The following is a 25,485-nucleotide window of genomic DNA, read 5'->3' on the forward strand; positions in this document are numbered from 1 at the left end:
AAACAATAATATATTTGTTGCACCACTATTTACTTATTTGAGTCATGATTATAACAGACAAAAGACTTAAGGACGAACTGAATGTATTTGATTTTTTAGAATTGATTATTATTTCTGCAACTGACTTAAGTGAAAGAGGAAAGTACATTCAGCTTACATCTGGTAATTTGGAGTCTGCCTCTAGAACAACAAGAGATACAATCAAATATTGTGAGGAACATGGATTTATCAAGATAGATCCCGTGGGCAAACGTTGTTCTGAATATTTCATTACCGAAAAAGGTTACGCCTTTTATAATGCCAATAAGAATAAAGAAGCTTAACCTAATTTTACTTTATTTTAATAACTATTAAAATCTCCCTTACTTAATACCTAATTTTGCTGCATGCAGTGGAACGGTATATCACATAATAGTATATTACAGAATTTAGGCTTTGATTCATATAACGATTTACAAAAGGAAGTACTTTCTGTAAGTAAGACATCGCCTCACCTTATAATAAGTGCCTCTACAGGAAGCGGAAAAACCGTAGCCTATCTTACAGCGGCCTTAGAAAAAGTAAAACAAGTCAAGGGCGTACAAATATTAATCATTGCGCCTACGCGTGAGTTGGTACTTCAAATAGAGACCGTTGCTAGGCAGATGAAAACCGGCCTTAAAATTAATGCCTGCTATGGTGGCCACTCTACAAAAGTTGAAAGGTTGAGTTTAGAGCCTGCGCCAACTCTCTTAATAGGTACACCAGGAAGGTTGGTAGATCACATCCAAAATAGAAATATTGATCTGCAAACGGTAAAGCATCTCATTTTTGATGAGTTTGATAAATCTCTTGAATTTGGCTTTGGAGATGAAATGAGTTTTATTTCAAAAAAACTTTCAAAGTTAGCGTCATGTATATTGGTTTCGGCTACCAGTGAGTTTGATTTGCCCAATTATTTGCCGGTAAGTAAGTTTGATACTGTTTCACATCAAAAGGAAGAAACCCTATTAAAACAAGAGTATGTAAACGTTTCTGATGCAGAAAAAACCGAAGTGCTGATAAGGCTAATTAAAGGTTTAAATGACAGTGAAAATGCAATAGTTTTTGCCAACCATAGAGAAGCCTGCAACCGATTAAGTGAGCACTTAGATGATTTACACTACCCATATAGCTTATTTCATGGAGGCTTAGAACAGGAAGATCGTGAGCTAGAGCTGGCTAAGTTTAGAAATGGAAGTACTAAAGTGCTAATAGCAACAGATGTGGCCGCACGGGGTATTGATATTCCATCTTTAAGTTATGTAATTCACTACCAGTTACCCAAAGACGATAAGACGTTTATACATAGGAATGGTCGCACAGCCAGAGTAGCAGAAAATGGTACAAGCATTTTATTTGTCACTTCTAATGAGCATTTGCCTGAGTATGTAAAAGAAGCTACTTTAAAAATTACTAGTGATGCAGATACTCATTTGGTTCTGCCAGATTATGTCACATTACATATTAATAAGGGCAAAAAAGATAAAATTAATAAGATTGACTTGGTAGGATTCTTTCTTAACGATAAGGGGATGGAAAAAAGTGATATTGGCCTTATAGAAGTCAAAGATTTTTACTCTTATGTGGCTGTAAAGCAAGAGAAAATAGAGCTTATTAGTAACTTCTTTAAAGGCCAAAAAATAAAGAAAAAATCGATTAATATAACAGTGGTATAATTAATCGGTAATTGTAGTCTCAGACTCAATAGTCATAGGTATGCTCATGCCATTAGGCATGTTAGCATTGCCTTTTAACTTAGAGGTTCCTTTCAGGTTTTGTTTTGCTGTAGTTTCTATAACCCAACCTGTAGATTTATCTATTTTGATAGTGCTAGTAATGCTACCCTTGAGATCATAAGCCATTTGCATGCCCTGCATTTCAGAGTAGTTTTCTTCGTCAGTGTCTAGAGTACCTGTGCCGGTGATAAGGTAATAGTCTTCGCCAGCTTCTTTTAAAGTGTACGTGCTATTAACGCTAGCAGGCATTTGGCCTTCTAAAACAGAAGTGCTAGTCCAGCTTTCGCCAATTTTCACCTTTTTGTCAGGGAAAATTGCAGTAGAAATTTCTAAGCTTGTTTTAATTGTTTTTGCTCCAAAAGCTTGTTTTAGTTGTGCTTTCATTTGTTCTTTTTGAGCAGCAGGCATGTTTTCAAACTTAGAGTCGAAATCACTAAATAGGTTATCAGTATTCTTAACTTCTAATATTTTTCCTTTATCAGACATTACTACAGTGAAAACTTTCCCCTTCATAGAGCTGAGGATTTGAGACATTTCATTGTCTTCTTTTTCAGAACTGAAATCTACTGTCATTTGAGGCATCACCATACCAAGAGCTAGGCTTAAATAGCTTACATCAAAATTGTAATTATTTCCCTCTATAGATTTTACTATATATTGTACGTCACCGTCCACAGTCATAGTCATGTCAATAGATTGGCCCGCCATAGTTTGGCTAATATTCATTTTAGAAGAACTTTTTTGCAAGTACTTTTCGCCTTGCTTTAAATGAAGACCAAGGTCTAGTTTTTGGGCTTGTAGGCTCAATGCAGAACCCAATAAAATAAGTGTATAGATTATTCTCTTTTTCATATGCAGTTTGGTTAGATCCGCAATTTAATGAACTTACATTATACTAAGATTATTTCAGCACAATTTTCTATAAGCTAATGTAAAATAAGTATAATTATTTATATTGATGTTTATTTTATGATTATGCTACATATGAGAGTGAAGTTTTTAATGATCTTGTTGTTAAATATTATATGCTTTTCAGTACAGGGAAACGATGGAGCTTTTTATGCCTCCGGTAATCAATTGGTTCCAAGCAGGGAAACTGACATTGTGATTAAAAAAGAGGTATTAAGCCTAAAACGAACAGCGGATGATTGGATAGAAGTTAGGGTAGAGTATTATTTTTATAATAATGCAAAAGAAAAAACTATTTTGATGGGGTTTGAGGCTCCAGCTCCAAATGGAGATGTGGATTGCCTTCCTAATAAAATAGGGGATCATCCTTATATTAAAAACTTTACCGTTGATTTAAATGGTTATCATAAGGATTATGATGTGAGTTTTGTCCCATTGGAATCATATTTTAAAAACGGGTTTGTTAATTCAATAAGTAGAGAAGATGCAGAAGCAGGTTCTGACTATAATTATGCGGATTTTAATTACGTATATTATTTTAATGCCACATTTGATCATGGGCTAAATCACATATTGCATACATATAAATATCAGATGGAGTCTTCTGTTATGGGAAAAAGTTTTGGTTATATATTAACTGCGGCAAATAGGTGGGGCAATAATGGTATTGATGATTTTACTTTAAAATTAGATATGCAACCGTTTCAAGATTTTAGTATTCATAATAATTTTTATGACGATATATCTGATTTTAGGCTGGATGGAAGTATAGAACAGTTGGATGATATATCAAATTTCTATGTGAATGATGGCATTGTCAGCTTTCGTGTCAATAATTTTCATCCTGAAGGCGAGCTCGGCATAGTTTTTCCAACTTTTAATATGTCAGCTTTTGACAGTAATTCGCACCAATTGCCCGTGGGGTTTGAAGCTATAAAAAGCGTGACAAACTCTAGAAATGAGAAGTCACTTAAAATATTGAGGAATTGGCCTTGGGCAGTTCGAGGGTATATATTTTCTACAGAAGAAATTAGAAATTATTATGAAAATATACCATGGTATCAACCTAATGAAGGTTATAAACCCAAGGGATCAGATTTGTCAGTTGACGAGGCTAAATGGCTAGAAGAAGTAAAGTTGAATGGTAGCCAAATAAGTAAATAGTATAAGGTTTACTATGAGATAGTGCTGAGCCAACAGGTATTGTGAAAAAAAAGGCCGTAGAAGAGTGTTAAATAACCAAAGGTATTATCTAAAACAAGATGTGAATGATATAAAGCATAAATGTATAATAGGCTTATTATATTCAGCTGGCTTGCGAAGAAGTGAGTTGCTACATCTTAAAATATCACATATAGATATGTAGTTATACCTTAATGAAATTGATTGAAAATCCTTTAGATTGACCACCATGATAGAAATAAGGGAATGTTTGTGTCCTTTATATAATTGATATATGCTATGAACGCAAATCCAAGCACATACCTACTTGACGAACGGAACGGTAGATTCCTACTGTATCTGGGTGAATATTCATCCGAACAAGGAATGTTGCTGCTTCCAAGAGAATTGAAGATTTCGAACATCTCACTTGGAACAAGCGATTACAAGAACTTGAGCTGGGCAACCGAAAGCGACTTTCCAACTTTTAGAACATCTGGCGAACTTTCAGACTTCCTGAACTCAAACGAAGTTTGGTTTTTAACCTTTGAAGTGGATTTTAAGGATTACGGTTCTTTAAAAACTCATGATGACGGAGAGTGTCATTTTGAACTTCTGAACAAGTCTGATGTAATCGAACTAATCAAGAAGTCAACTCCTGAACAACATTCTGACCTAATTCTTGCGAAACTTCTTGAACTGCCTAACAAGTACCTGACAGTCAACTCCAACGGGAAACTTCAAGCATATCATACTTTCGACCAATATCTGAACGAAAACCAAAGCATATAACAGACGCTGATCGGGCATATGTCTTAGCGCTTTCTGGCTGATTTCAGCGCGACTCGACCGTGAATCTGCCGCTGGGATACGGCAGTGCTTTCTACTATTTTTTGCTCGCAGGAGTTTTAGACTTTCGGAACGCAGTGCCATTTGGAACCGTTGCGAGCTTCGGCAGATTTCACTACTTTCGTGCTATTCACTAGCTGCGGACATACGCCCGATAGCTGGTCGTTAGGTAGCATAAAAAGGACACATATGAAATCAATAGTAGTATTCAATAATAAAGGAGGAGTCGGAAAAACAACTTTACTGTGTAATGTTGCTGCCTACTTACAAAAGGTAAAGAGTAAAAAAATTATGATTGTCGACATGGATCCACAGTGCAATGCTACTGCATATATGTTTCCATTTCCTCAAATTGAAGAAATATATTCAAAGTCAAAAAAAACGATTTATGAAATAGTTAAGCCCTTACAAAGAGGTATTGGGTTTCAAAAAGGTGAGTTACCAATATTAAAAAGTCCACATTTTGATGTAGATGTAATTGTTGGTGACCCTGATCTTTCTTTGAGTGAAGATTTTTTAAGTAAAGATTGGCTTGATGGAAAAGCTGGTGACTTTAGAGGTTTACAAACTACATTGATGTTTAGGGACTTATTGTCAAAACTAGATGATTATGACTTTGTATTTTTCGATGTTGGACCTTCTCTTGGTGCACTTAATAGATCTGTTCTAGCAGCTTCGGATTATTTTATAGTCCCAATGTCATCAGATATATTTAGTATTCAAGCATTAGAAAACATTGCTAAATCACTTAAGGAATGGAAAAAGCAACTCACCCGAGGACTTGAAGATTTCAAAGAAAAGGAAGGGGAAGCTTTTTTAATTGATCAAGAAGAGGTTAGTTGGCACATTCAATTTGCAGGATATATTACTCAACAATACACTGCAAAAACGGTCGGAGGCAAAAAACAACCGGTTAAAGCATATGAAAGAATAATTAAAAAAATTCCTTCGACTGTCAATAAACATTTGATGGCTTTGAATTCCGCTGAGATAACTAAGCCTAAAATTGGAGAAATCACAAACCTACATAGCCTAGTGCCTTTATCTCAAAATAGCAGTGTTCCAATTTTTGCTTTGAAAGCAGAGCATGGAGTAGTCGGAGCTCATTTTAATAAAGTGAAAGAATTTGAAGATACTTTGGAGGAGATCACAGTGAATTTATTAGAAAATTTAAATACGCTGTCATGATAAATTGGCCAGAAAGTCTAATTGAAGATATTGCTCGCAGAAAGTGCGTACTTGTGCTAGGTTCAGGAGTTTCTAAAAATTCAACAAATGCTGCAGGCGAAAGACCTAAAGATTGGAATGAATTTTTGATGCATGCATCCTCAAATATTATTGGGAAAACTGAAATTAGAAAACAAATAAAATCAGGAGATTACCTTACAGCATGCGAGCTAATAAAGAAAGAATTAGGCAGGGACGATTATAATACTTTGGTCAGAACTGAGTTTTTAACTCCAGCTTTTGAACCAGCGAAAATCCATGAACACATTTTTAACCTGGATTCAAGAATCGTAATTACACCAAATTTCGACAAAATCTATGACACTTATGCAAATACAGCTTCTCATGGCAATATAATTGTGAAGAAATATACGGAGACGGATATTGCTGATAGTATTAGAAGACCAGAACCGTTGATTATTAAAATACACGGTTCAGTTGAGTCCCCTGATGACCTAATATTCACAAGAAAAGATTATTCTGAAGCTAGGACCAAACATCGAGACTTTTATCATTTAATTGACGCTCTTTCAGTAACTCATACTTTTGTATTTATAGGCTGTGGAACAAACGATCCTGACATTCGGTTGATTCTAGAAGATTATTCTTTTCGGTTTGCTAGAAACAAAAAACATTATATCGTTATGGCTAAGAACGCTGTTCACTCTAAGGTTAGAGAGATTATTAGTGAAACCATGAGTTTGAAGCCATTACTTTATGATCCAAAAAATCATCATAACTTACTAACGATCTCTCTAGAGAAACTTGTAAATGATGTGGAACTTAAACGAGAAGATTTGGCGAATACTAGAAAATGGTAAACGCTACCTAATAGTATAGACGGCCGTGAGCTATAAACCCACGGTGCGCCTCGCACACCACGTAGCGTACTAGGCTCGTACTACGCAGTTCATTGAATCACAGGTTGAAGTTTTTGATAATATTCCAGCATACCTCACAGCAAATCACCTCACGGCTTGCTAACACTAGGAGAGACGACCCCCGCGCATAAAGTACTTTCAGCCTCTCAAATAATTTGGTACCTTCGATATCTGATGCCCATGCTGGGCACGCACATATGCTAAAATTTATAGGCTTATTGAGTTGACCGCAAAGGCTTTAGATGTGAACCTATGGATTTAGGCCGGACGTTACCAATAAGCTGAACCGACTATTGAAAATACTGCTTCACATAATAATTATTGCTTTCTTAACTGTTGTTACTCAAATTGGAGGAATAATTTATTTGATTGCTATTTTATTGATTAAGAAAAATGCAGAAAAGAAACGCTTGAAGCGGATTGGAATTTTCGCATTTCTATATTCGCTTACAACATTTTTAATCATTCCAAATGTAGCACCGATTTTCGGACGTGAAAAAATAAAAGAATCGGAAATTTTAAAGGCTCATTCTTTCTTTTACAAACTTGCCAACAGAAACTATGTGAGACCTGAATTGAATAAATCAGTTGGACAAATTGCAGCCGAATTTGAGCGACAAAATACAGGAATAAAAGTGCTCTATCTTGATGCGAATTTTCCTTTCATAAACAAATTTCCACTTTTGCCCCATTTGAGTCACAACGATGGAAAAAAAATTGATGTTTCTTTGGTTTACGAAAATGATAACGGATTATTGACAAATAGAAAGCCATCAGTCAGTGGATATGGAGTTTATGAAATACCAACCGAGAAAGAGTATGACCAAGCCGAAGTTTGCAGGAAAAATGGGAATTGGCAATATGATTTTTCTAAATATCTGACTTTAGGCACAATCAATGAAGATATTGAGTTTTCCGAAAAAGGAACTCGACAATTGGCAAATATGATTTTAAAACAAGAAAACATTGGCAAGTTATTTATTGAACCACATTTAAAAACCAGATTGAATTTGAATAACGTAAAAGTAAGATTTCATGGATGTCAAGCAGTGAGACACGATGACCATATACATTTTCAATTGGAATAAAGAAAAAAGCTTATTGGTCACAATGGCTATAAGTAATTGCTTGTTCTGGCCAACTTAAGAAAATCCGAGAGGATTTTTTAACTTGGTGTGTACTTGCAAATTTAAGCGCTAATCTGGAGTGTCTACCTTGGATGGTACTAAAAAAAAGAGAGATCGTAAATGATTAGATTTGAAACTCAAATATCAAAAAAGGCTGCCAAGTGGCAGCCTTTTTTGATAGCTTAAAATTATTCTACTATTAACCGTATCATTTCGGATTTGGTACTAGATTGATATTTAAGCATGTAAACACCAGACTTTAAATTTTCTATATTAATGTTGGTGTTTGATTCATTAACACTTAATTCTTTCACCAAATTGCCAGTAACATCATATATAATGATACGGCTTGGTGATTGTAATTTACCCTTCACCGTCAAGCTAATTTCCTTGCTGGCAGGGTTAGGATATACTGTTAATTGCTCATCAACATTGCCGTTCGTGGCTATTCTTGCAACAGTGCTTATAGGCTCTAGTTGCCATTGTGCACTTTGCCATTCTGGATAAGCGTTGCCATACTGAGCATAACCTTGTAGGTTTTCTACATGTATGTAAGCTTGTTGCCAAGCATTTTTAAATCTAACGTATCCTTCTCCAGCATCTTCTACAGCCCACTTTGAACTATACCAGCCGGAAGTTCTTGCTGTACATTGAACTTGACCTGTTAAGTTTTCTATGTGCATATATTCACCAGTGGCTACGTTTTTAATTTCCTGATAGCCTTCTCCTACATCTTCTAACACCCACTCGAAATTGCTTCCAGAGGCAGAAGTGTTGTAAGCCACAAGATCTCCACCATCACTTAAATAAGTGTTTTGCCATCTGTTTTTGATATGGTATGCCGTAGCGTTGTCACCACCACCGCCATTGTCATCAGCATTTTCAATCGTAATGGTAATATCATCACTTGCGGTGAGGCTGCCATCAGATACAGTAAGTGTAAACACATACACATTTCCGTTGGTTAAGCCAGTTACACTTGTAGTAGCAGCATTTGCATTAGTAATATTGGCTGCTGGGCCACTTGTTTGACTCCATGTGTATGATAGAGCATCACCATCACTGTCAGCACCTGTTCCATTAAGAGATGCATTAGTTGTGCCAGCAGAAAGGTTTTGGTCTTGTCCTGCATTGGCAGTAGGAGCATGGTTAGTTGGCTCATTACCTGTTCTAACTTCAAAATCACCATTGTTATTATAGTAGGCAATATCTTCGTTAGCTATGTTGCTAAAGGTTGTGTTGGATAGTTGTAAAAAGCCATCAAAAGTATTGTTTGAAGAGAAATTGGCAACATATATTCCATGTCCGCCAGTTTCACTATCTCCGTTATTATATTGAGAGCCATTGTTTACGTCTAATGCTACACCAGTACCGTTAATATTTACGTTGTTAAAGTAAATTTCATCTATTACATGATTGTTATCACTAGGCATGTAAGAGTGAATGAATACGGCATCGTGCTGCGAGTTGATAATGTCTATGTCAGTAAAATTAGCAAACCTTAAGTCATATGACTGACCTTGCGTAGGAGTTACTAATTCTAATTCTATAGCTCCGAAGCGATATGTCCAGATATTTTTGGTAGTACCACAACCTATAACCGTTACATCATGGATGTTAATGGCTTCTGATGAATTTGAGCCAAACGGATATGCGGGGAATTGAGTATTTAATCTAATTCCAGGGCCAGCAAAATTATCCTTAATTAATAAATGGTGAGCCTCGTGGCTATGTCCACCAAAGAAACCAAGGCCTGCAGCTCTTAAATTGTTCTCTACCGTGTTATATCTAAAAATATTTCCAACGCTAGGAGTAGGAGGTACGGCTTCCAGGTAATTTACAGACCAAACAGCCATAGCATCATCAATACAGTTTCTGAAACTAGTATGCTCTACCGTGGTATTTCTTGTTCCTTTGGCAAGGTTAACACCATCTGCATATACGTTTCTGATTCTACAGTTAGATATTACTAACCCATCAGTTACGTTCCATCCGTTAGATTGCATTGATGAAATCCAGAATCCGGTTTCGAAATGCTCAGCCCAAACGTTGCTTATAGTAGAACCACTACCAAGACTACCATTAATAGCTTTATTGCCGGCAATTCTTGAATTAGTAGCACTGTTCATGTAGAAATCTTTAATATGAACATTATTGGCATCAAATAAGAAACCTGCTCCGTTTTCAGAAGTACTGCTGAAATATACTTCAGTATGCCACATACCAGCACCTTGTATGGTTATGCCATCGTTAGGTATCCAAATGTTTCCACTAGGAGAACCATTACCTTGTCCATTGATAAACCTGCCAGCAGGGATATAAATACCTTTAATGCTAGGGTCTCCATTGGCTAAATCCAGACATGTTCTGAATGCCTGTGCATCGTTTGATTCATCATTAGGTGTAGCTCCATAATCCATAATGTTGAGGTAGCCAGCAGGTTGAGCTATAGCTCCTGGTATAGTTTCAAGCTCTATGAAATCTACCGCGTAACTGAAGTTATCACCATTATCTTTTTGGATTTTAACAACATCACCGTTATTCAGGGGAGTATTTAATTGGAAGTGAACTTCATCAAACCTCATGCGTGGCTCAGGGTTGCCTCCCTGCGGATTGTTAGAAGGAGTACCATTCGTAGAAGGACTCACATCGAAATATTGCCATGCCCAGTAAGAAGATAAACTGATGTCTCTTACTTTGCTTCCATTTACATACAGAGCCAATGAGCCTGTAGCGTTATCAGGGAGTGAGAATCTAAGTGTTAACCCATCCTGAGACTGACCATTAACGGTCCATTGTACATAACTGCCATTGTTATTTAAGCTCACGAATTTTCTATCAGTAGCTTCGGATGCTAATTGAGCCATATCGTAAGAGGGGCCTACTACTGCAGCTCCATTGCCAAAAGTACCGCTTTCTGACTCGTATCTTGTATAAGCAGCATCATAATAACCTCTGTCTTGTGCCATATCTGGTTCAGTGCTTACAGTCACTTGCACCTCGTCTGAAGCACTAGCACCATCGTTATCAATTACAGTTACTTTAAATGTATATGCTCCCTCAATTAACTCAGAAATGCTGATGTTGGCCGTGTTGTTAGCCGAAAGGTTGGCTGTGCTAGGGCCTGCTGTTTGTTCCCAAGTGTAGCTTGCAATATCACCGTCTTCATCGTTTGCACTAGCCGATAAGGTCGCTGTATTGTTAGGTAATTGAACCGCTACATTAGATCCTGCGTTTACTGTTGGAGCTTGGTTGCTACCCACCTTAACTACCACTATATCGGTTACCGTGGTGCCTTCACTAGATACCGCTAATTGGAAAGTGTAAGTGGTTCCATTAGTAAGTCCTGAGACATTAGCAGTTGCATTATTAGCATTAGCTATGGTAGCATTAGGGCCATCTAATTGAGACCAAGCATACGTTAAACTCCCAGGTCCAGAGCTAGCAGAGCCATCTAATGAGGTGCTGGTAGATCCTTTTGGTAGTGTAATATCAGCTCCAGCATTGGCTACTACTACCTCACCGCAGGTAGTTAAAAATACTGATCCGAAAAGGCTAGGGTTAGACCAAGCCATATCTGTAGTGGAGAATGCAGCTACTTGAGCATCTCTACTGCCACCTGCATCATCATCATCAATAATTACATCTATACCTATTGCATTCCCTACTGTTGGAGTAACACCAATAGTTGACCATGGAATGGCAACTTCAAGCGCATAACCATTGGATGTAGCAAACATGCTATGTTGAATACCAGTAGTGTTCTGCACAGAATTATCACCAACATGGATAGTGTTATCATTCCAACGGAAGCCTAATTGAAAATCGTTAAGACCATCGTAGCTGGTTCCTTTGCTGTTGTTGCCATCAATGAAGATGTTCATTACGTCATCGTTCCACCATTCTCCACCAGAATCATTATTTAAGCTATTATCACTAGCTTGCACTAACAAGTATAAATTGTTATTGTCAAACATGGCTTTATAGCTGCCATTAAAGTCATTTGGTAAAGAGCCAATAGTAGTGTTTGATATAGAAACGCCCTCTAACTGATTCCAAACAGCATCAATATTTCCATCAATGGCAGGTGTAGCATCAGTTAAACCAATATTAGGGGCACTGCAAGGAGGATTGTCGTTGTCTGCAATGTTTATTGTAGCTGAGGTAGTACCTCCAAGTTGGTATCCACTTCCGGGTTGTAGTGTAAGCGTTAAGGTTTCAGCTCCTTCAAAATCACTGTCGTTATTTGGTGTAATCGTGATTGTTCTTGATAAAGATGAGGGTGATAATGTTAAGCTTCCTGTTAATGCAGGTGATGCTACATAATCACTGCTACTAGCTGTGCCTTCAATTGAATAGTTTACATTGATGTTTTGAGCTATTTCAGCAATAGAAATAGTAAATGTTCCTACATCGCCACTTTCGCTTGCAGCATCATCGCTTGCCACAATATTAACTGCAGCTACAACATTAACGGTCACCTGATCAGAAAAACCACCTTGTTCTGATGTTACAGTAAGGGTGGCAGAACCTGTTCCATGGGCTACAATTTGACCTTCTACAGCATCATAAGTAGCAACACTATTATTTGAGCTGCTCCATGTCACTGTTTTATTGGTTGCATTGGCAGGGCTGAAGCTTACCGATAAAGGTTGTGTAGCCCCTGCAACCATATTAACCTCTTCTTGAGGCAATGAAATTCCTGTAAGGGGAATATTTTCATTTTGGATGACTAAGTTATAGCCCTGCTGAGATTGATATATGGCTGGGTCTCTTTCTATATTTTGCATAGAAAGGTTGTTGAAAACACTTGTTCCCTGACCTGCAAATACCATCACCGCGGCCCCTTCTAAAGGAATGGTGTACCTCGAATCTGTATATGGGTCTAGGCCGGTTCCATTGATGCTAATATTATCGAAGTTGGCATTTACTGATTGTGTGCTACCTATTTGTATCCCGTGTCTTTGGGCGTTAATGATATCGATATTCTCAAAGAATACATTTTGAATAGGATAGTTCGTAGCATTGATTTCAATAGCTCCTCTTTCAAAATCCCAAAGGTCATTGCTAGTACCACAACCTATAATAGTGTTTTCATAAATTCTGATGGCTGTTGTATTTTCGAAATGGTAACCAGGGAAATCTGTAGTTAACCTAATTCCTGAACCAGCAAAGTTGTCTTTTATAATACAATGATGAACTTCATGACCATTGCCACCAAAAATAGCAGCACCTGCAGCTCTATAAGTATGCTCTACAGTATTGTATTTAAATATGTTGTTTACACCTTCAGGGGCTGAAAAGTCACTGTTGGGCCATACAGCCATGGCATCGTCACCATTAGACCTGAAATTACAATGAGAAACCGTAGCATTAGAAGTACCTTGACAAAGGTTAATGCCATCAGCGTAGTTATTACGTATTCTGTTTCTTGTAAACTCTAGGTTGGTAGTTACATCAATTGGATATGGAGGATCATAACCTGCTATCCAAGCGCCACATTCAAAGTGAGTTATCCATACATCGTGAATGCTAGAGTTGCTACCATAAGTACCCATGAAGCCTTTATAAGTAACGTACTGGCCGTTTAAAAATCTTTGATTATTAACAGTGTTGAGGTAGAAATTGCCTATGTCCATATTAGAACAGCGACCTAGTATACCACCACTGAAAACGGCTTCGGTAGAGAAATAGATTTCAGTGTACCACATACCTGCTCCTGTGATGGCTATATTTTGCGTTTCTACAACAAACTTTTGAGAAAGCATAAACCTACCTTCGGGAATGTAAAGACCTGTGCCTGCATTCTGTGCCGCACTTAGTGCTGCTTGAAAAGCCGCTAAATCATCATTGTTGTCATTAGCTATGGCACCATATTCAGTGACAGAAACATAGCCTGCTGGTTTTTGTATTGCAGGTTCTACTTCTTCTAGCTCCACAAAGTCTACTCCATATTCGAAGGAATCGGCATTTGATTTTTGAATTTTTAATACATCACCAGCAGATAGCGCATTATCAAGTATGAAATGCACTTCATCAAATCTCATTCTGGGTCTGTCACCAGGATGATCTTCTGGTTCTTGTCCTGGAAAATATTGCCATGCCCAGTAGGAGGTAAGGTCTACTGTCTTTACTTTGCTGCCGTTAACATATACATCCAGTGAGCCATTTTGACCTTCTCCACCAGCGGCATCAGGCATAGTGAAGCGCATAGTAACTCCATTGGCAGGCTTATTTACTGACCATTGAACATACGATCCATTAGATGGTAAACCAACATATTTTTGGTCTGAAGCTTCTGCAGCAATAGGCTCAGCTAAAAACTCAGGATCTTCATAATATTTAGCACCACTACCGTAATTGCCACTTTCGGCTTCGTAGCGGGTATATGGCATTTGGTATGCCCCGCGCGGTAAACCATCGCTCTGGGCAAAAATCTGACTACTTACTAACGTAAGCAGTGCCGCACTGCTTAAGCATTTTGCCCATATATTGCCGGCAAAATGGCGTGCAGCATTGGAAAACGTATTTGTTTTCATAATTTTAGGTTTAGTTGAACAGTTTATTTAACTATTTAAAGCCAAATTTTAGGCTCGAATGGCAGTCTCGCACACTGCCATTTTTTTTAAGTCAGCTATAAACAATTGGGGTGTATTGGATTTAGTTTTATTTCATTGGCTATATATTTTATTCATAAGGGTGTAAAAATTATTTACTCATAGTAGCGGGGTTAAAATATTGTGTCAGGTTTGGGTTTAACAGTATCTCTTGCTGTGGTATGGGAAATACCCAATTGCTTTCATCAAATAAATCTCTAATAGGTAAAAAGTCTCCGGTGGCTTTTTTCGAAGGTCTATTAGCTTCTCCTAATAATCCTCTTCTCTGTAAGTCCCAGTAGCGGGGGCCTTCACCTGCTAGCTCTAATTTTCTCTCATTAAACACTGCTTCAAAAAAATGCTGCTTGCTTAAACCTGATGCTAATTCTGGTAAACCGGCTCTTTTTCTAACTCTATTAATGGCCATATAGGCATTAGGAGATGGTCCGTTGATTTCATTTTCAGCTTCTGCATATAGCAGCAGTATGTCTGCAAACCGATAAATAGTAATATCTCTAAATATTGAATTGTAAAAACCTCTTTTTACTGAGGATGAAACCCATTTATTGTAAATAGGCTTTCCGTACCGTGATTGGTTATACATTACAATTTTTCCGTCATGGTCGGAGCTGGGCCAAGAGGTAAGAAATGTTATTGGTTTTCTAGGGTCAGACTCAGGGTAGTTGTTATAGAATGCAATTTCTGCATTAAAATCTTGCCACCCCGGAGCAGTACTGTCGCTATTGACCCAGTCTTCAGGGCACATTCCGTGTGCCAGCATGCTGCCTAATTCTGCACTTCCTGAGTTGACTTCTTCTTCTGAGAAAACAAATTCAAAAATACTTTCATTGTTACCGTCATATTTCTCTTCCCTATTCCAAAGTGATGCAAAGTCTTTAATGTCTTCCAAGCCATCATTGTTAACATCTAACGAAAAAGGCCCTAGTACAATGTCTGATGCTATTTGTAGTGCATTTTTATATTTGGTAGCGTCATTAACCGGCCACCCGGCCCAGCTCATATATAAATATGACAAAGCCGCTTTAGCTGCCCATAATGTAGGTCTGCCAATATCATTTCCCCAATCTGAAGGGAGGTGTTGTTCTGCATATTTAAGGTCGCTCTCTATTTGCTGATAGAGGGTGACTGTTTTTGCTCGCAATTCGGTACCTGTGCCGTGCGAGCTTAAAATTAATGGAACAGCACCAAAATTTCTCGTTAGAATAAGGTAGGCGTAACCTCTTAAAAACTTCATTTGGGCAGCATAAATTAACTTCTCATCATCGTCAATATTTGCTTGATTGTAATGTTCTAAAAATGTGTTTACGTTATAGATGGCTTGCCAATATTCTCGCCAGGTTTTGCGGTAGAAAGCATCACTTTCATCATTAGGTGGGTTAAATGCGTCTACTCCTATATGATTCGGCTTGCCAGATCTTGTTGATATATCATCACTCATTAAAAACTGATAAAAATAATGGTTCATCAATGCGTGATAGGTAAAATCTTTATAAGCCCCCATTATAGCGGCATTTAGGTCTTTTTCATTGCTATAAAAATTATTTACTGATAGATCATAATCAGAGGTGTAGTCAAGCTCTTCATTGCACGTAATCAGTAGAATAGGTATTATAAATAAGGCGATATAGTGTCTCAGTTGTTTCATCAAAATTTTGCTGATATGCCTATTATGAAAGATTTGGATAATGGAATGAGCCCCATGCCTTGAATACCTGGATCAATATCATTACTTAATTCAGAAGTAATTTCAGGGTCATATCCGCTGAAAGCAGTGAAAGTATGTAGGTTTTTACCACCAATATAAATCCTTAAGCTTTGGAGTCTTAGCTTATTGACTATAGCAATAGGAAGGCTGTATCCTAAGGTAACGTTTTGGATTCTGGTGAATGTTGCATCTTCTACATACTGACTGCTGGTCAGCTTATTGGCATCGCTACTGCCGGTGAAGCCCGGAATTTCATTGCTAGGGTGGGAGGGAGTCCATCTGTTTAAAATATCTCTGTCTGTAGGTTGGGCAGTTTCTAAAAACCAGCCCATACGCACACCTTTAGAAAGGTTAAACACTTGCCCGCCTACTTTCCCATATACCGATACACTCAGGTCAAAGTTATGGAATACTAGCTGACCATTAAGTCCCCAGATAAAATCTGGATTGGCAGACCCTATGATTGTTTTATCATTGGCATCAATTACACCGTCCTCATTGATGTCTCGGTAGATAGGATCTCCTGGCTTCAGCCCATATCTGGAGGCATCATCTTCTTGGCTTAATTGATAAATTCCCTGAAAATCATAGCCATAAAATAACCCTAACGGACTACCAACTTTTAAAATACTTACGATGCCGCCTCCTGTGCCTTCGTAAAATTGAGAGCCTAGCGATATGTCTCTTGTAAGCGGTACTCTATTTCCATCCTTGTCAAAAGTGTAGCCTAGGTCTAAAACTTTATTTTTATTTAAGGATATATTACCATCTACTTGCCAAAATATTTGTTGTGAGGGTTCACTTTTCCAATCAAGTGAAATTTCAAAACCTTTATTTTCTATGGCTCCAATATTATCTATTAGCGTGTTGACTCCAACATAGGAAGGTAATTTCCTTTTCAAAATCAGGTTGTCTGCTTTTTTGTAATAGAGATCTACAGAAGCGACAAGCCTACCCTGTAGCATTTCTAGGTCAAGGCCGGTGTTAAATTGCTTATTTGTTTCCCAAGTGAGGTTTTTAGCGCTGGCAGTGGAAGTAGGAACAAAACCCAGCTGTGGTTCTCCATTAGAAACAGGATACGAAAAGTTGGAAGCAGGCCAATCGGCTTTTTCATCGTCCCAGCCAGGGAACATATCATAAAATCCTATTGTGAGCTTATTGGGGTTGCCTACATTTTGGTTACCTGTTATGCCATACGATATTCTCAATTTCATGAGGTCAATGGTTTCATCCATAAAGGACATAAAAGGCTCTGATGAGATTAGCCAACTAGCACCCATGGACGGGAAAAAACCCCACCGGTGGCTAGCATTGAAGTTGGAGCTACCATCATACCTACCAGTAATGGTAGCGTTATACTTACTCTTATAGCTGTAGTCAGCCCGAAGCATGTATGAACTGATCTTTTCTTTCCAGCCTGCAGGGGTTGTAGTAACGCTACGGGCAGATGATAATGCGTTTTCCTCTAATGCTTCAGAAACTAAATCAGCACCGGTGATATTAAGCTGCTGAATATCTAAAGCCTGATATTCTTCTACAGCATCTATTTTTAATGAGTGTTGATTGAAAACATTGCTGTATGTTAGCTGATTAGTGATGTTGTATCGGGTGTTTTGGCCATCAAACCATTTAATGTTAGTGGATTCACCCAATATAGCAGGGCTAAAAGTTTTGTTAACTCCATTGTAGAGCTCTGAGCCTACTTTTGTTTGCCAGCTTAAGCTATTATTGAGATGGAATTTGATGTATGCATTAGCGAAAATTTTTCTTTGATCTGCTACGTATTTTCTTAAGTCGGCTATAATTACTTCGTTTCTGTTGATGTTACCTACACTGCGCGGAGATGTTAAAATAATATTGCCGTTACTATTAAAGTAACTGGTAGTGGGGTCATAGGTTAAGGCATTATCTAATTGAACTATACTGCCTTGTATGTTTTCTTTGTTGAGGGATATATTGCTTCCTATTTCAATTTTATGATTGAGGTTATGTTCTAGGTTGGCTCTGAAGCTGTATCTATCATAAATTCTATTTTTTACAATGGCGTTTATTTTAGAATTATTGGCCGAAATAAAAAAAGTAGTCTTTTCAGAACCTCCACTAATAGATAAATTATGGTTATGGCTGGTTGTGTGTTCATTGAGGGCCTCGTGCTGCCAATCAGTGCCACCGCCATTGGATAGTCTTTCAATTTCAGTTTCAGAAAAAATTGGATTTCCATTGTTAGCCATGTTTTTAATATTGGCTTGCTGAGCAAATTCGGCAGGTGTAAGTGTGGCTATGTGTTTGGCAGGAGTTTCATGGCTGAAATAAGAATCAAATTGAATGTTTAAAGCATTGGGCGTCCCTTTTTTGGTGGAGATTAGAATTACCCCATTGGCACCTCGAGACCCATAAATAGAAGTAGCTGATGCATCTTTAAGTATGTTAATAGATTCAATATCATTTACGTTAATGGGGGAGATATCGCCTATAATTACACCATCTAAGATGTATAACGGGGCATTATTAAAGTTAATGGAGTTACTTCCTCTAATTCTCATCCTCATACCCGTAGCAGGATCTCCTGATGATTGAGTGAGTTCCAAGCCTGCTGCTCTGCCCTGTAGGGCATAATCTATATTAGTAATCGGTTGTTTCTCATAGCTTTTATGGTTTAATGCTACAATAGTACCAGATACCTCAGCTTTCTTTTGAGAACCATAGCCTACTACTAATACTTCATTAAGGCTAGTAATGTCTTGTTCTAAAGTGATTTCAAAATAATTTTGGGTACTAATATTGACTTCTTGCGGAACATACCCAATAAATGAAATTATGATTGAGGAGGAGTTTTGAGGTGCTTTAATATTAAACCTGCCTTGATAATCAGTTACTGTTCCAATGCTGGTGTCTTTTATAACTACTGCGGCACCCGGCAATGTATTCCCTTCTGTGTCAGTAACAGTACCTTCTAATGAAATAAAAGGAATTTCATTTTCAGAAGCATTTCTGACACTGATGGTGTTGTTTATTTGCTTAAACCTAAGAGCAGTAGTACTCATAATTTCTTCCAATAGTTCAGGTAGTGATGTGAAGCCCTTGCTAATTGTGATTTTTTGATCAAGATCTATAGATGCATTATAGAAAAAATGCATGCCAGTCTGTTTTTCAATAGTTTCAATTAGGGTTTTTAATGTATACCTGTGTTGTGTTAATTGAAATTTTTCATTTACAATGGGGCGTTCTTGTGCCAGCCCACCTTCTATAAAAAGGTGAGAAAAAATGAAATAACAGGTTAATATGACTGTGATTAGTGATTTAGCCATTTTGCGCTTATAGTGACTTTTGCATTTTTGATTACTCTGACTTGCAAATTTTCACTATAGCACAACGGCACGGCATGTGGTGTTTTAAGGATACTATAATTAGTATCCTTAATGGTTGATCGTATCGTTTTCATGTACAGTAGGTTTAGGGTTAAACATAATATTCACCTTCTCATGTTGAATATCAAATTTAAAATCTAAAGAAAAACCAATGGTAGTGAGCACATTCTGCAGGCTTTCATTATCAAATTGACCTGAGCATGTTAAAAGACGCTGGGGGGCATTCAGAACGTCTATTTTAACTCCATACCACCTTTCAATAGATTTTATAACTTCCTCGAAATTTGTATTATTAAAGTAGAGTACATCATCTTTCCACAATAATACATTTCTGGAGTCAATTTTCTTCTTTTTAAGGATTTGATCTTCAGTTATATAAGCTTGTTCTCCGGGGGTTAATAATATATTAGATTTTGTTTTAACATCAGAAACATCAACTTTACCCTTTATTAAAGTAATTATAGGCTTATTATAATTAAAATGATGGATGTTAAAGCTGGTGCCGATGGCTTTTGTAGATACGTCTCCTGAGTGCACAATGAAAGGCTTACTGTCATTATGTTTTACTTCAAAATAAGCTTCTCCCTCAAGGTATACCTCTCTGTTAGAAACATTATATGCTTCTTTATTATAAGATAGTTTACTGCCTGAGTTTAAGTTTATTTGAGTACCATCGGGCAGTTCAATAAATGATTTGTCTCCCATGGCTGTAGTTTGCACTACAATATTATTAGCGCTATGATGAGGTAGTAAGTAGTAGGCTACTATTAAAATGCCAATAAGAGATGCGGCTATTGCCATGATTTTTTGCCAGCTAAAACTAACTCCCACCTGTGCGGGAGCACTGTTTGAGTTGTTATCTATATTTTTCAGAATTTGTGACCATAAAGCCTTTTTCTTATCTTCTTCTACTTCTACATCTACATCTTTAAATCTTAAAGCCAATAATATCGATTTGGCCTCATTAAAGGCATCTTCGTGCTCAGGGTGCTGGCTTAGCCAATCGGGCCATTGTGAATGTGGGTTATTTAAAGGACTTAAAACCCACTCACAAAATGAGCTGTCATTTAAGAAATATTCTGTATCGTATTTATGGTTATTCATGGTGTAAAAATGCCATTTGCTGGCCTTCATTAATATAGAGATGCTTACTATCTGTACCTTATCAAATAATTTAATTTTTTTTATGTCATTTAATAAAAGTGATAGAGTACATTGCTGTTGGTTGGGTTATAGGTTTTTTGTTATTATGAAATATGCAGAGATTAAAAGCAAAATCAATGATGTTTTTACTTTAAGTGCTTTAATGGCTTTAGACATCAACACGTATACTGCCTCTACAGAAATTTCCATGACCTCGGCTATTTCGTCATAATCCATGCTTTGAAAAAATTTTAGATAAATAGCCTCTCGTTGTCTTTTGGTAAGAGACTGCAGGGCAGCCTTAAGTTTCTGTTTTAGCTCCGATTGGTAGCTTTGGGCAATAAACTTATCTTCAATGTTTTCTGCCAAGAATTCAAATTGATGGTCTTCGTGATTCTGATCTTTTCGTTGTTTTACGATGGCCTTTAAAACTCTTCTTCTGTAGGAAATGAGCAAGTAGTATTTTAAAGATCCCGAAATGTTTAATGCTTGTTTAGATTGCCAAATATCAACAAAAAGGTCATGAATATTGTCTTCAACAATGTTTTCGTCTTTAGTCAATTTTGTGCCATAATTAAATAGCACGGGCATATACTTCTCATATACTTTACTAAAAGACTGTAAATTTCCATTCCGGATTTCATCCCACAAGATTAGATCGTTTTTGTCAGGATCAGTAGGGCTTAGGTTGGTCATATTACGGCTAAAAAATATTTGGCAAAGGGGTAATTTAATCAATAAGATAGCCGTAAACTACTATATATATTTAATAAATAGTAGACAAATATATGTGGAAAAATGACTGAATCGTATGCGGATTGAAAAAGTACTTTTTATTAGAGGAAACATTCATTTTTTCTTTAACAAAAGCATAATATCTGTGTTTAATGTTTAAACAAGTTTTGATAAACGCAACGAGTATGAAAACATTAAAGGCAACAATAATATATTATAGTAGTACAGGCACTAATTATAAATTGGCCCAATGGGCCGAAGGGGCAGCTAAAGAACAAGGCATAGAAACAAGGTTAAGAAAGGTGAAAGAGTTGGCTACAGAGGAGGCAATAGCTAAAAACCCGGCTTGGAAAAAGCACTATAAAGCCACTGAGGAAATACAGGAGGCTTCGTTGGATGATCTTGAGTGGGCGGATGTAATTATTTTTAGTATGCCTACCAGATTTGGTAATTTACCCTCTCAAATGAAACAATTTATTGATTCTACTGGGCCTTTGTGGCAGCAAGGTAAGTTGGTTAATAAAGTAGTTACAGCGATGACAAGCGCCATTAACCCTCATGGAGGCCAAGAAGCGACTCTTTTAAGCTTATATACTACTATGTATCATTGGGGAGCGATAGTGGCTGCACCTGGTTATACAGATGAGGTGCTCTACAAAGCAGGAGGTAATCCTTATGGAACCAGTGTTTCTGTAGATATGGAAGGCAATATTCAGGGAGATAATGAAGTAATTCAAAAGGCTGTACAACACCAAGCCAAAAGGGCATTTAGTATTGCACATAAATTGCAAGAGTAGTAAATAAAAAAAGAGAAGCTATGGCTTCTCTTTTTGTTTTATACGCTTGGCTCTTGCTGACTCAGACAATGAAAAGATCCTAAGCCCCAAATAATATCCCAACTGTCGAGGCCTATTACTTCGCGGTCTTTAAATGCGCTAGCAATAATATCCAAAGCTTTACTATCATTCTTATCTCTAAAGGTAGGTACTATCACATGCTTATTGCTGATATAGAAGTTAGCATAAGAAGCAGGAAGTCGCATTTCTTCATAAATTACCTCATGCGGCATAGGTAGTTCAATAATGTTGAGCTGTTTGCCATTTATAAGTCGAGCTTTCTTTAGTAGCTCTAGATTTTTTTGTAATGGGAGGTGGTTTTCGTCTGACTTATTTTCTTCTACGGCAGTTATTACCGTGTCTTCATTTACAAACCTAGTAATGTCATCTACGTGTCCATCTGTGTCATCTCCAACTATGCCATCACCTAACCATAATATTTGTTCTATGCCATAGTAATTGGCCAGGTATTTTTCAATTTCGTCCTGGGTTAGGTGAGCATTTCTGTTCTTGTTGAGTAAACAAGATGTGGTGGTTAGCACCGTTCCCTTGCCATTGAAATCCACTGCGCCACCTTCCATAATAATACCAGGATGAACAACCGGGATTTCAAAATGCTCAGCAATTTTTGTAGGTATAATATCATCTAAGTCATAGGGAGGGTATTTATCTCCCCATGCATTATATCCCCAATCAACAATGACCTTTTTATACTTTTCAGCTTTTGTGTTAATAAGGAATGCAGGGCCATGATCGCGACACCAAGCATCGTTGGTAGGGTGAATAAAGAATTCTACATTCTTCAAATCAGTGTTATTCTTGATTAGAAACTGTAGTGCCTTCTCTTTCATTCCCTGATTAACCACATTTATTCTTACCTTTTCACTTTTAGCTAATATCTTTATAAAATCAGCATAAACAGGGTAAATAGTGTTTATTTTTCCTGGCCAAGAAGCCTCTTTATGTGGCCAGCTTAGCCATGTGGCTTCATGCGGAGCAAATTCTGCAGGGAAGAAATACCCTAACTCAGCCGGTGTTTTTCCTGCTGGTAGTTGGGGTAGGGCTGTTGCTGTTTTATTCTTCATCCAAAAATCTCTTAGTAATAGGTTGGTACGAATCTATTCTGCGGTCTCTCAAGAAAGGCCAATGCGTTCTGTATTGATCAGACTTAGCTAAATCTAATTCTTGGACATGGTTTTCTTCTTCGCTATGCGAGGCTTTGTATAATACTTTGCCAAATGAGTTGGTCACAAATGAACCGCCCCAAAATTTCATTTCACCTTCATTGCCTACTCTGTTTACAGACACTACAGGTACACCGTTAGCCACAGAATGGCTTCTTTGTATGGTGTGCCATGCCTGATATTGCTCATCATTAGTGTCAATATCTTGGTCTTTGTGCCAGCCAATAGCAGTAGGGTAAAATAATATTTCAGCACCTTTCAAGGCTGTAATTCTAGCACCTTCAGGGTACCACTGATCCCAACAGATAAGAATACCAATGGTGGCAAACTTTGTTTTGAATACTTTATAACCTAAGTCACCAGGAGTAAAGTAAAATTTCTCATAATATCCCGGATCATCGGGGATATGCATTTTTCGGTATTTGCCCAAGTAAGTGCCATCAGCATCTAGCACAGCAGTAGTATTGTGATAAATTCCTTGGGTTCTTTTTTCAAAAAGCGAGGCAATAATTACTACCCCTAGTTCTTTTGCTACCGCTGAAAGTTCGTCAGTAGATGGACCAGGTATAGCTTCTGCAAGCTTAAAGTTGTCATAATCTTCAACATCACAAAAATATAAAGAGCCAAATAGCTCTTGTAAACAGATGATTTGTGCTCCATCTGCAGCAACTGTTCTTATCTTGTCAATTGCTTTATTTAGATTCTGTTGTGGGTCTGAAGTACAAGACATTTGTACCAACCCTACATTAACTTTTTTATTGGTCACGTTATACAATTTAGGTTGTAAATATAGTATATCTAACTACTAATATTTTTAATGGCAATAAAAATTCGATGAACTGAAAATTCATTGCAATAAATGGCTATCAGGCCGCTATAGTCCATAAATTGAATTCAAATCAATGATTTTTACACCTTAAATTGTTGATTTTTAACTGGTTGAAATAAATCATAGTTGAGGTGTAAATGGGACTAGTTATCCTATATTGAGAACACTTTTCTACAAGCTTTGTAGCCTTTAATCTTATTTTCGTTAATAAGTGTTAATTTTTTTGATGAAAGAATGGTATTTAAAATTGATGTGATTTTAAATTACAAACATCAATGGTGTTATATAGTATAATGAAGAGGTGATGAATGATGCTAAGCTATGGTAAAACGGTTTTTTAATAAAATTGGGTACGAAATATGCTCATTGAGTTAAAGAGAAGTAAATGAAATGAATAGATACTTATTACAACAAGGATATTTACAATGTAGCTTAAATGAACTTAACGACATTAATTATAGCGTTAGGTTAATGCCATCTTTTTGTATGGTAATGGCCATTGTAGGATTATATTTTAATCAGCCTGTTGTTCACTTTTGTTTATTTTGCATAGGTAGTATCGGTTTTCTGAGTAAATCTTATCATCCTGTTGATGGACTTATTAATCGTATTACAAATCTTTTCGGTAAAAACACATCATTACCAGTTAATCCTAGGCCGAGAAGATTTGCGTGTATGATGGGGGCTTTGCTCAATTTACTAATAGGTGTGTTCCTTGTTAATGAAATGTTTTATTGGGCTTTAGCCGTCACTGTATTATTGGTTTCATTACTGGTAACGGTTGTATCTACACATTTTTGCTTAGGTAGTTGGTTGTACGAACTATTATATGAAAAATGGAATAAAGAGGAGCATATATCAGTGCTAAAAGCAAGAGAATTGAGGCTTGGAGGAGCGCTGCTTATCGATGTTAGAACTCCACAAGAATATCAGAAGCATAGTGTAAATGGAGCTTTGAATATACCATTATCCATTTTAGCAGATCATTCAATCTATAGAAATAAGGAAGTAGTTATTTATTGCAGCAGTGGTATGAGAAGTGCGCAAGCTGTAAATATGATTAATTCCAAAGGGTGGGGAAGGGCGTATGACCTCGGTACGTTTGATCATGCCCAGTTATTATAAAATAAAAATGCGACCCAAAAAATGAGCCGCAT

At 37.1% G+C, this 25,485-nt stretch carries 18 protein-coding genes; 10 read left to right on the top strand and 8 right to left on the bottom strand.

Translation table 11 applies throughout. From position 1 onward, the window contains the following. Positions 1–44: 44 nt before the first annotated feature. Together ACXACQ_RS14215 and ACXACQ_RS14220 are read left to right on the top strand one after the other, a co-directional pair. Entirely contained in the window at positions 45–323 is a 279-nt protein-coding gene (locus tag ACXACQ_RS14215) for a hypothetical protein (RefSeq protein WP_474976618.1), read from the top strand. A 63-nt stretch (positions 324–386) separates the two neighbouring features. Then, positions 387–1,697, top strand: a complete 1,311-nt coding sequence (locus ACXACQ_RS14220) for a DEAD/DEAH box helicase (protein ID WP_474976619.1) — start codon at positions 387–389, stop codon at positions 1,695–1,697. On the opposite strand, the gene ACXACQ_RS14225 is transcribed toward ACXACQ_RS14220, so the two are convergent. Then, entirely contained in the window at positions 1,698–2,609 is a 912-nt protein-coding gene (locus tag ACXACQ_RS14225; RefSeq protein ID WP_474976620.1) for a DUF6263 family protein, read from the bottom strand. A 123-nt stretch (positions 2,610–2,732) separates the two neighbouring features. On the opposite strand from ACXACQ_RS14225, the gene ACXACQ_RS14230 reads away from it, so the two are divergent. From ACXACQ_RS14230 to ACXACQ_RS14255, 6 genes are all read left to right on the top strand, one after another. Next, positions 2,733–3,830, top strand: coding sequence for a YARHG domain-containing protein (locus ACXACQ_RS14230; RefSeq protein WP_474976621.1), 1,098 nt, complete (start codon positions 2,733–2,735; stop codon positions 3,828–3,830). Positions 3,831–3,930: 100 nt separating this feature from the next. Then, positions 3,931–4,032, top strand: a complete 102-nt coding sequence (locus ACXACQ_RS14235; protein ID WP_474976622.1) for a tyrosine-type recombinase/integrase — start codon at positions 3,931–3,933, stop codon at positions 4,030–4,032. Positions 4,033–4,127: 95 nt separating this feature from the next. Then, positions 4,128–4,619, top strand: a complete 492-nt coding sequence (locus tag ACXACQ_RS14240) for a hypothetical protein (protein WP_474976623.1) — start codon at positions 4,128–4,130, stop codon at positions 4,617–4,619. Between the two features lie 246 nt (positions 4,620–4,865). Continuing rightward, the gene (locus ACXACQ_RS14245) at positions 4,866–5,864 is read left to right on the top strand and encodes a ParA family protein (protein WP_474976624.1); all 999 of its coding nucleotides are present in this window, start codon (positions 4,866–4,868) and stop codon (positions 5,862–5,864) included. Continuing rightward, complete coding sequence (locus ACXACQ_RS14250) at positions 5,861–6,724, top strand: SIR2 family protein (RefSeq protein ID WP_474976625.1); 864 nt, start codon at positions 5,861–5,863, stop codon at positions 6,722–6,724. Before ACXACQ_RS14245 ends, ACXACQ_RS14250 begins: the two co-directional genes overlap by 4 nt. 353 nt (positions 6,725–7,077) lie before the next feature. Next, positions 7,078–7,872 (top strand): hypothetical protein, encoded by a 795-nt coding sequence (locus tag ACXACQ_RS14255; protein ID WP_474976626.1) that lies wholly within the window; start codon positions 7,078–7,080, stop codon positions 7,870–7,872. 227 nt (positions 7,873–8,099) lie between these two features. Here ACXACQ_RS14255 and ACXACQ_RS14260 read toward each other — a convergent pair whose 3' ends face one another. From ACXACQ_RS14260 to ACXACQ_RS14280, 5 genes are all read right to left on the bottom strand, one after another. After that, positions 8,100–14,450, bottom strand: coding sequence for a PKD domain-containing protein (locus ACXACQ_RS14260; protein ID WP_474976627.1), 6,351 nt, complete (start codon positions 14,448–14,450; stop codon positions 8,100–8,102). Between the two features lie 169 nt (positions 14,451–14,619). After that, a complete protein-coding gene (locus tag ACXACQ_RS14265) occupies positions 14,620–16,173 on the bottom strand; it encodes a RagB/SusD family nutrient uptake outer membrane protein (protein ID WP_474976628.1) in 1,554 nt (517 codons plus the stop codon). Further along, positions 16,173–19,541, bottom strand: coding sequence for a SusC/RagA family TonB-linked outer membrane protein (locus ACXACQ_RS14270; protein WP_474976629.1), 3,369 nt, complete (start codon positions 19,539–19,541; stop codon positions 16,173–16,175). Before ACXACQ_RS14270 ends, ACXACQ_RS14265 begins: the two co-directional genes overlap by 1 nt. A 108-nt stretch (positions 19,542–19,649) precedes the next feature. Beyond that, entirely contained in the window at positions 19,650–20,705 is a 1,056-nt protein-coding gene (locus ACXACQ_RS14275; protein ID WP_474976630.1) for a FecR family protein, read from the bottom strand. A gap of 126 nt (positions 20,706–20,831) precedes the next feature. Beyond that, complete coding sequence (locus tag ACXACQ_RS14280; protein WP_474976631.1) at positions 20,832–21,440, bottom strand: RNA polymerase sigma factor; 609 nt, start codon at positions 21,438–21,440, stop codon at positions 20,832–20,834. Between the two features lie 224 nt (positions 21,441–21,664). On the opposite strand from ACXACQ_RS14280, the gene wrbA reads away from it, so the two are divergent. Further along, a complete protein-coding gene (gene wrbA, locus ACXACQ_RS14285) occupies positions 21,665–22,276 on the top strand; it encodes an NAD(P)H:quinone oxidoreductase (RefSeq protein ID WP_474976632.1) in 612 nt (203 codons plus the stop codon). Between the two features lie 38 nt (positions 22,277–22,314). Here the strand turns inward: wrbA and ACXACQ_RS14290 are convergent, their stop codons facing one another. Together ACXACQ_RS14290 and ACXACQ_RS14295 are read right to left on the bottom strand one after the other, a co-directional pair. Further along, the gene (locus tag ACXACQ_RS14290; RefSeq protein ID WP_474976633.1) at positions 22,315–23,400 is read right to left on the bottom strand and encodes an agmatine deiminase family protein; all 1,086 of its coding nucleotides are present in this window, start codon (positions 23,398–23,400) and stop codon (positions 22,315–22,317) included. Next, positions 23,390–24,265, bottom strand: coding sequence for a carbon-nitrogen hydrolase (locus tag ACXACQ_RS14295; protein WP_474976634.1), 876 nt, complete (start codon positions 24,263–24,265; stop codon positions 23,390–23,392). Before ACXACQ_RS14295 ends, ACXACQ_RS14290 begins: the two co-directional genes overlap by 11 nt. 453 nt (positions 24,266–24,718) lie before the next feature. On the opposite strand from ACXACQ_RS14295, the gene ACXACQ_RS14300 reads away from it, so the two are divergent. After that, complete coding sequence (locus ACXACQ_RS14300) at positions 24,719–25,453, top strand: DUF4395 family protein (protein ID WP_474976635.1); 735 nt, start codon at positions 24,719–24,721, stop codon at positions 25,451–25,453. Positions 25,454–25,485: the final 32 nt, after the last annotated feature.

This window comes from Fulvivirga sp. AWR4_260, assembly GCF_056158185.1.

Coding starts and splice junctions, on each gene's coding strand:
- ACXACQ_RS14215 (WP_474976618.1), top strand. CDS start 45: ATGATTATAACAGACAAAAGACTTAAGGACGAACTGAATGTATTTGAT.
- ACXACQ_RS14220 (WP_474976619.1), top strand. CDS start 387: ATGCAGTGGAACGGTATATCACATAATAGTATATTACAGAATTTAGGC.
- ACXACQ_RS14225 (WP_474976620.1), bottom strand. CDS start 2,609: ATGAAAAAGAGAATAATCTATACACTTATTTTATTGGGTTCTGCATTG.
- ACXACQ_RS14230 (WP_474976621.1), top strand. CDS start 2,733: ATGCTACATATGAGAGTGAAGTTTTTAATGATCTTGTTGTTAAATATT.
- ACXACQ_RS14240 (WP_474976623.1), top strand. CDS start 4,128: ATGAACGCAAATCCAAGCACATACCTACTTGACGAACGGAACGGTAGA.
- ACXACQ_RS14245 (WP_474976624.1), top strand. CDS start 4,866: ATGAAATCAATAGTAGTATTCAATAATAAAGGAGGAGTCGGAAAAACA.
- ACXACQ_RS14250 (WP_474976625.1), top strand. CDS start 5,861: ATGATAAATTGGCCAGAAAGTCTAATTGAAGATATTGCTCGCAGAAAG.
- ACXACQ_RS14260 (WP_474976627.1), bottom strand. CDS start 14,450: ATGAAAACAAATACGTTTTCCAATGCTGCACGCCATTTTGCCGGCAAT.
- ACXACQ_RS14265 (WP_474976628.1), bottom strand. CDS start 16,173: ATGAAACAACTGAGACACTATATCGCCTTATTTATAATACCTATTCTA.
- ACXACQ_RS14270 (WP_474976629.1), bottom strand. CDS start 19,541: ATGGCTAAATCACTAATCACAGTCATATTAACCTGTTATTTCATTTTT.
- ACXACQ_RS14275 (WP_474976630.1), bottom strand. CDS start 20,705: ATGAATAACCATAAATACGATACAGAATATTTCTTAAATGACAGCTCA.
- ACXACQ_RS14280 (WP_474976631.1), bottom strand. CDS start 21,440: ATGACCAACCTAAGCCCTACTGATCCTGACAAAAACGATCTAATCTTG.
- wrbA (WP_474976632.1), top strand. CDS start 21,665: ATGAAAACATTAAAGGCAACAATAATATATTATAGTAGTACAGGCACT.
- ACXACQ_RS14290 (WP_474976633.1), bottom strand. CDS start 23,400: ATGAAGAATAAAACAGCAACAGCCCTACCCCAACTACCAGCAGGAAAA.
- ACXACQ_RS14300 (WP_474976635.1), top strand. CDS start 24,719: ATGAATAGATACTTATTACAACAAGGATATTTACAATGTAGCTTAAAT.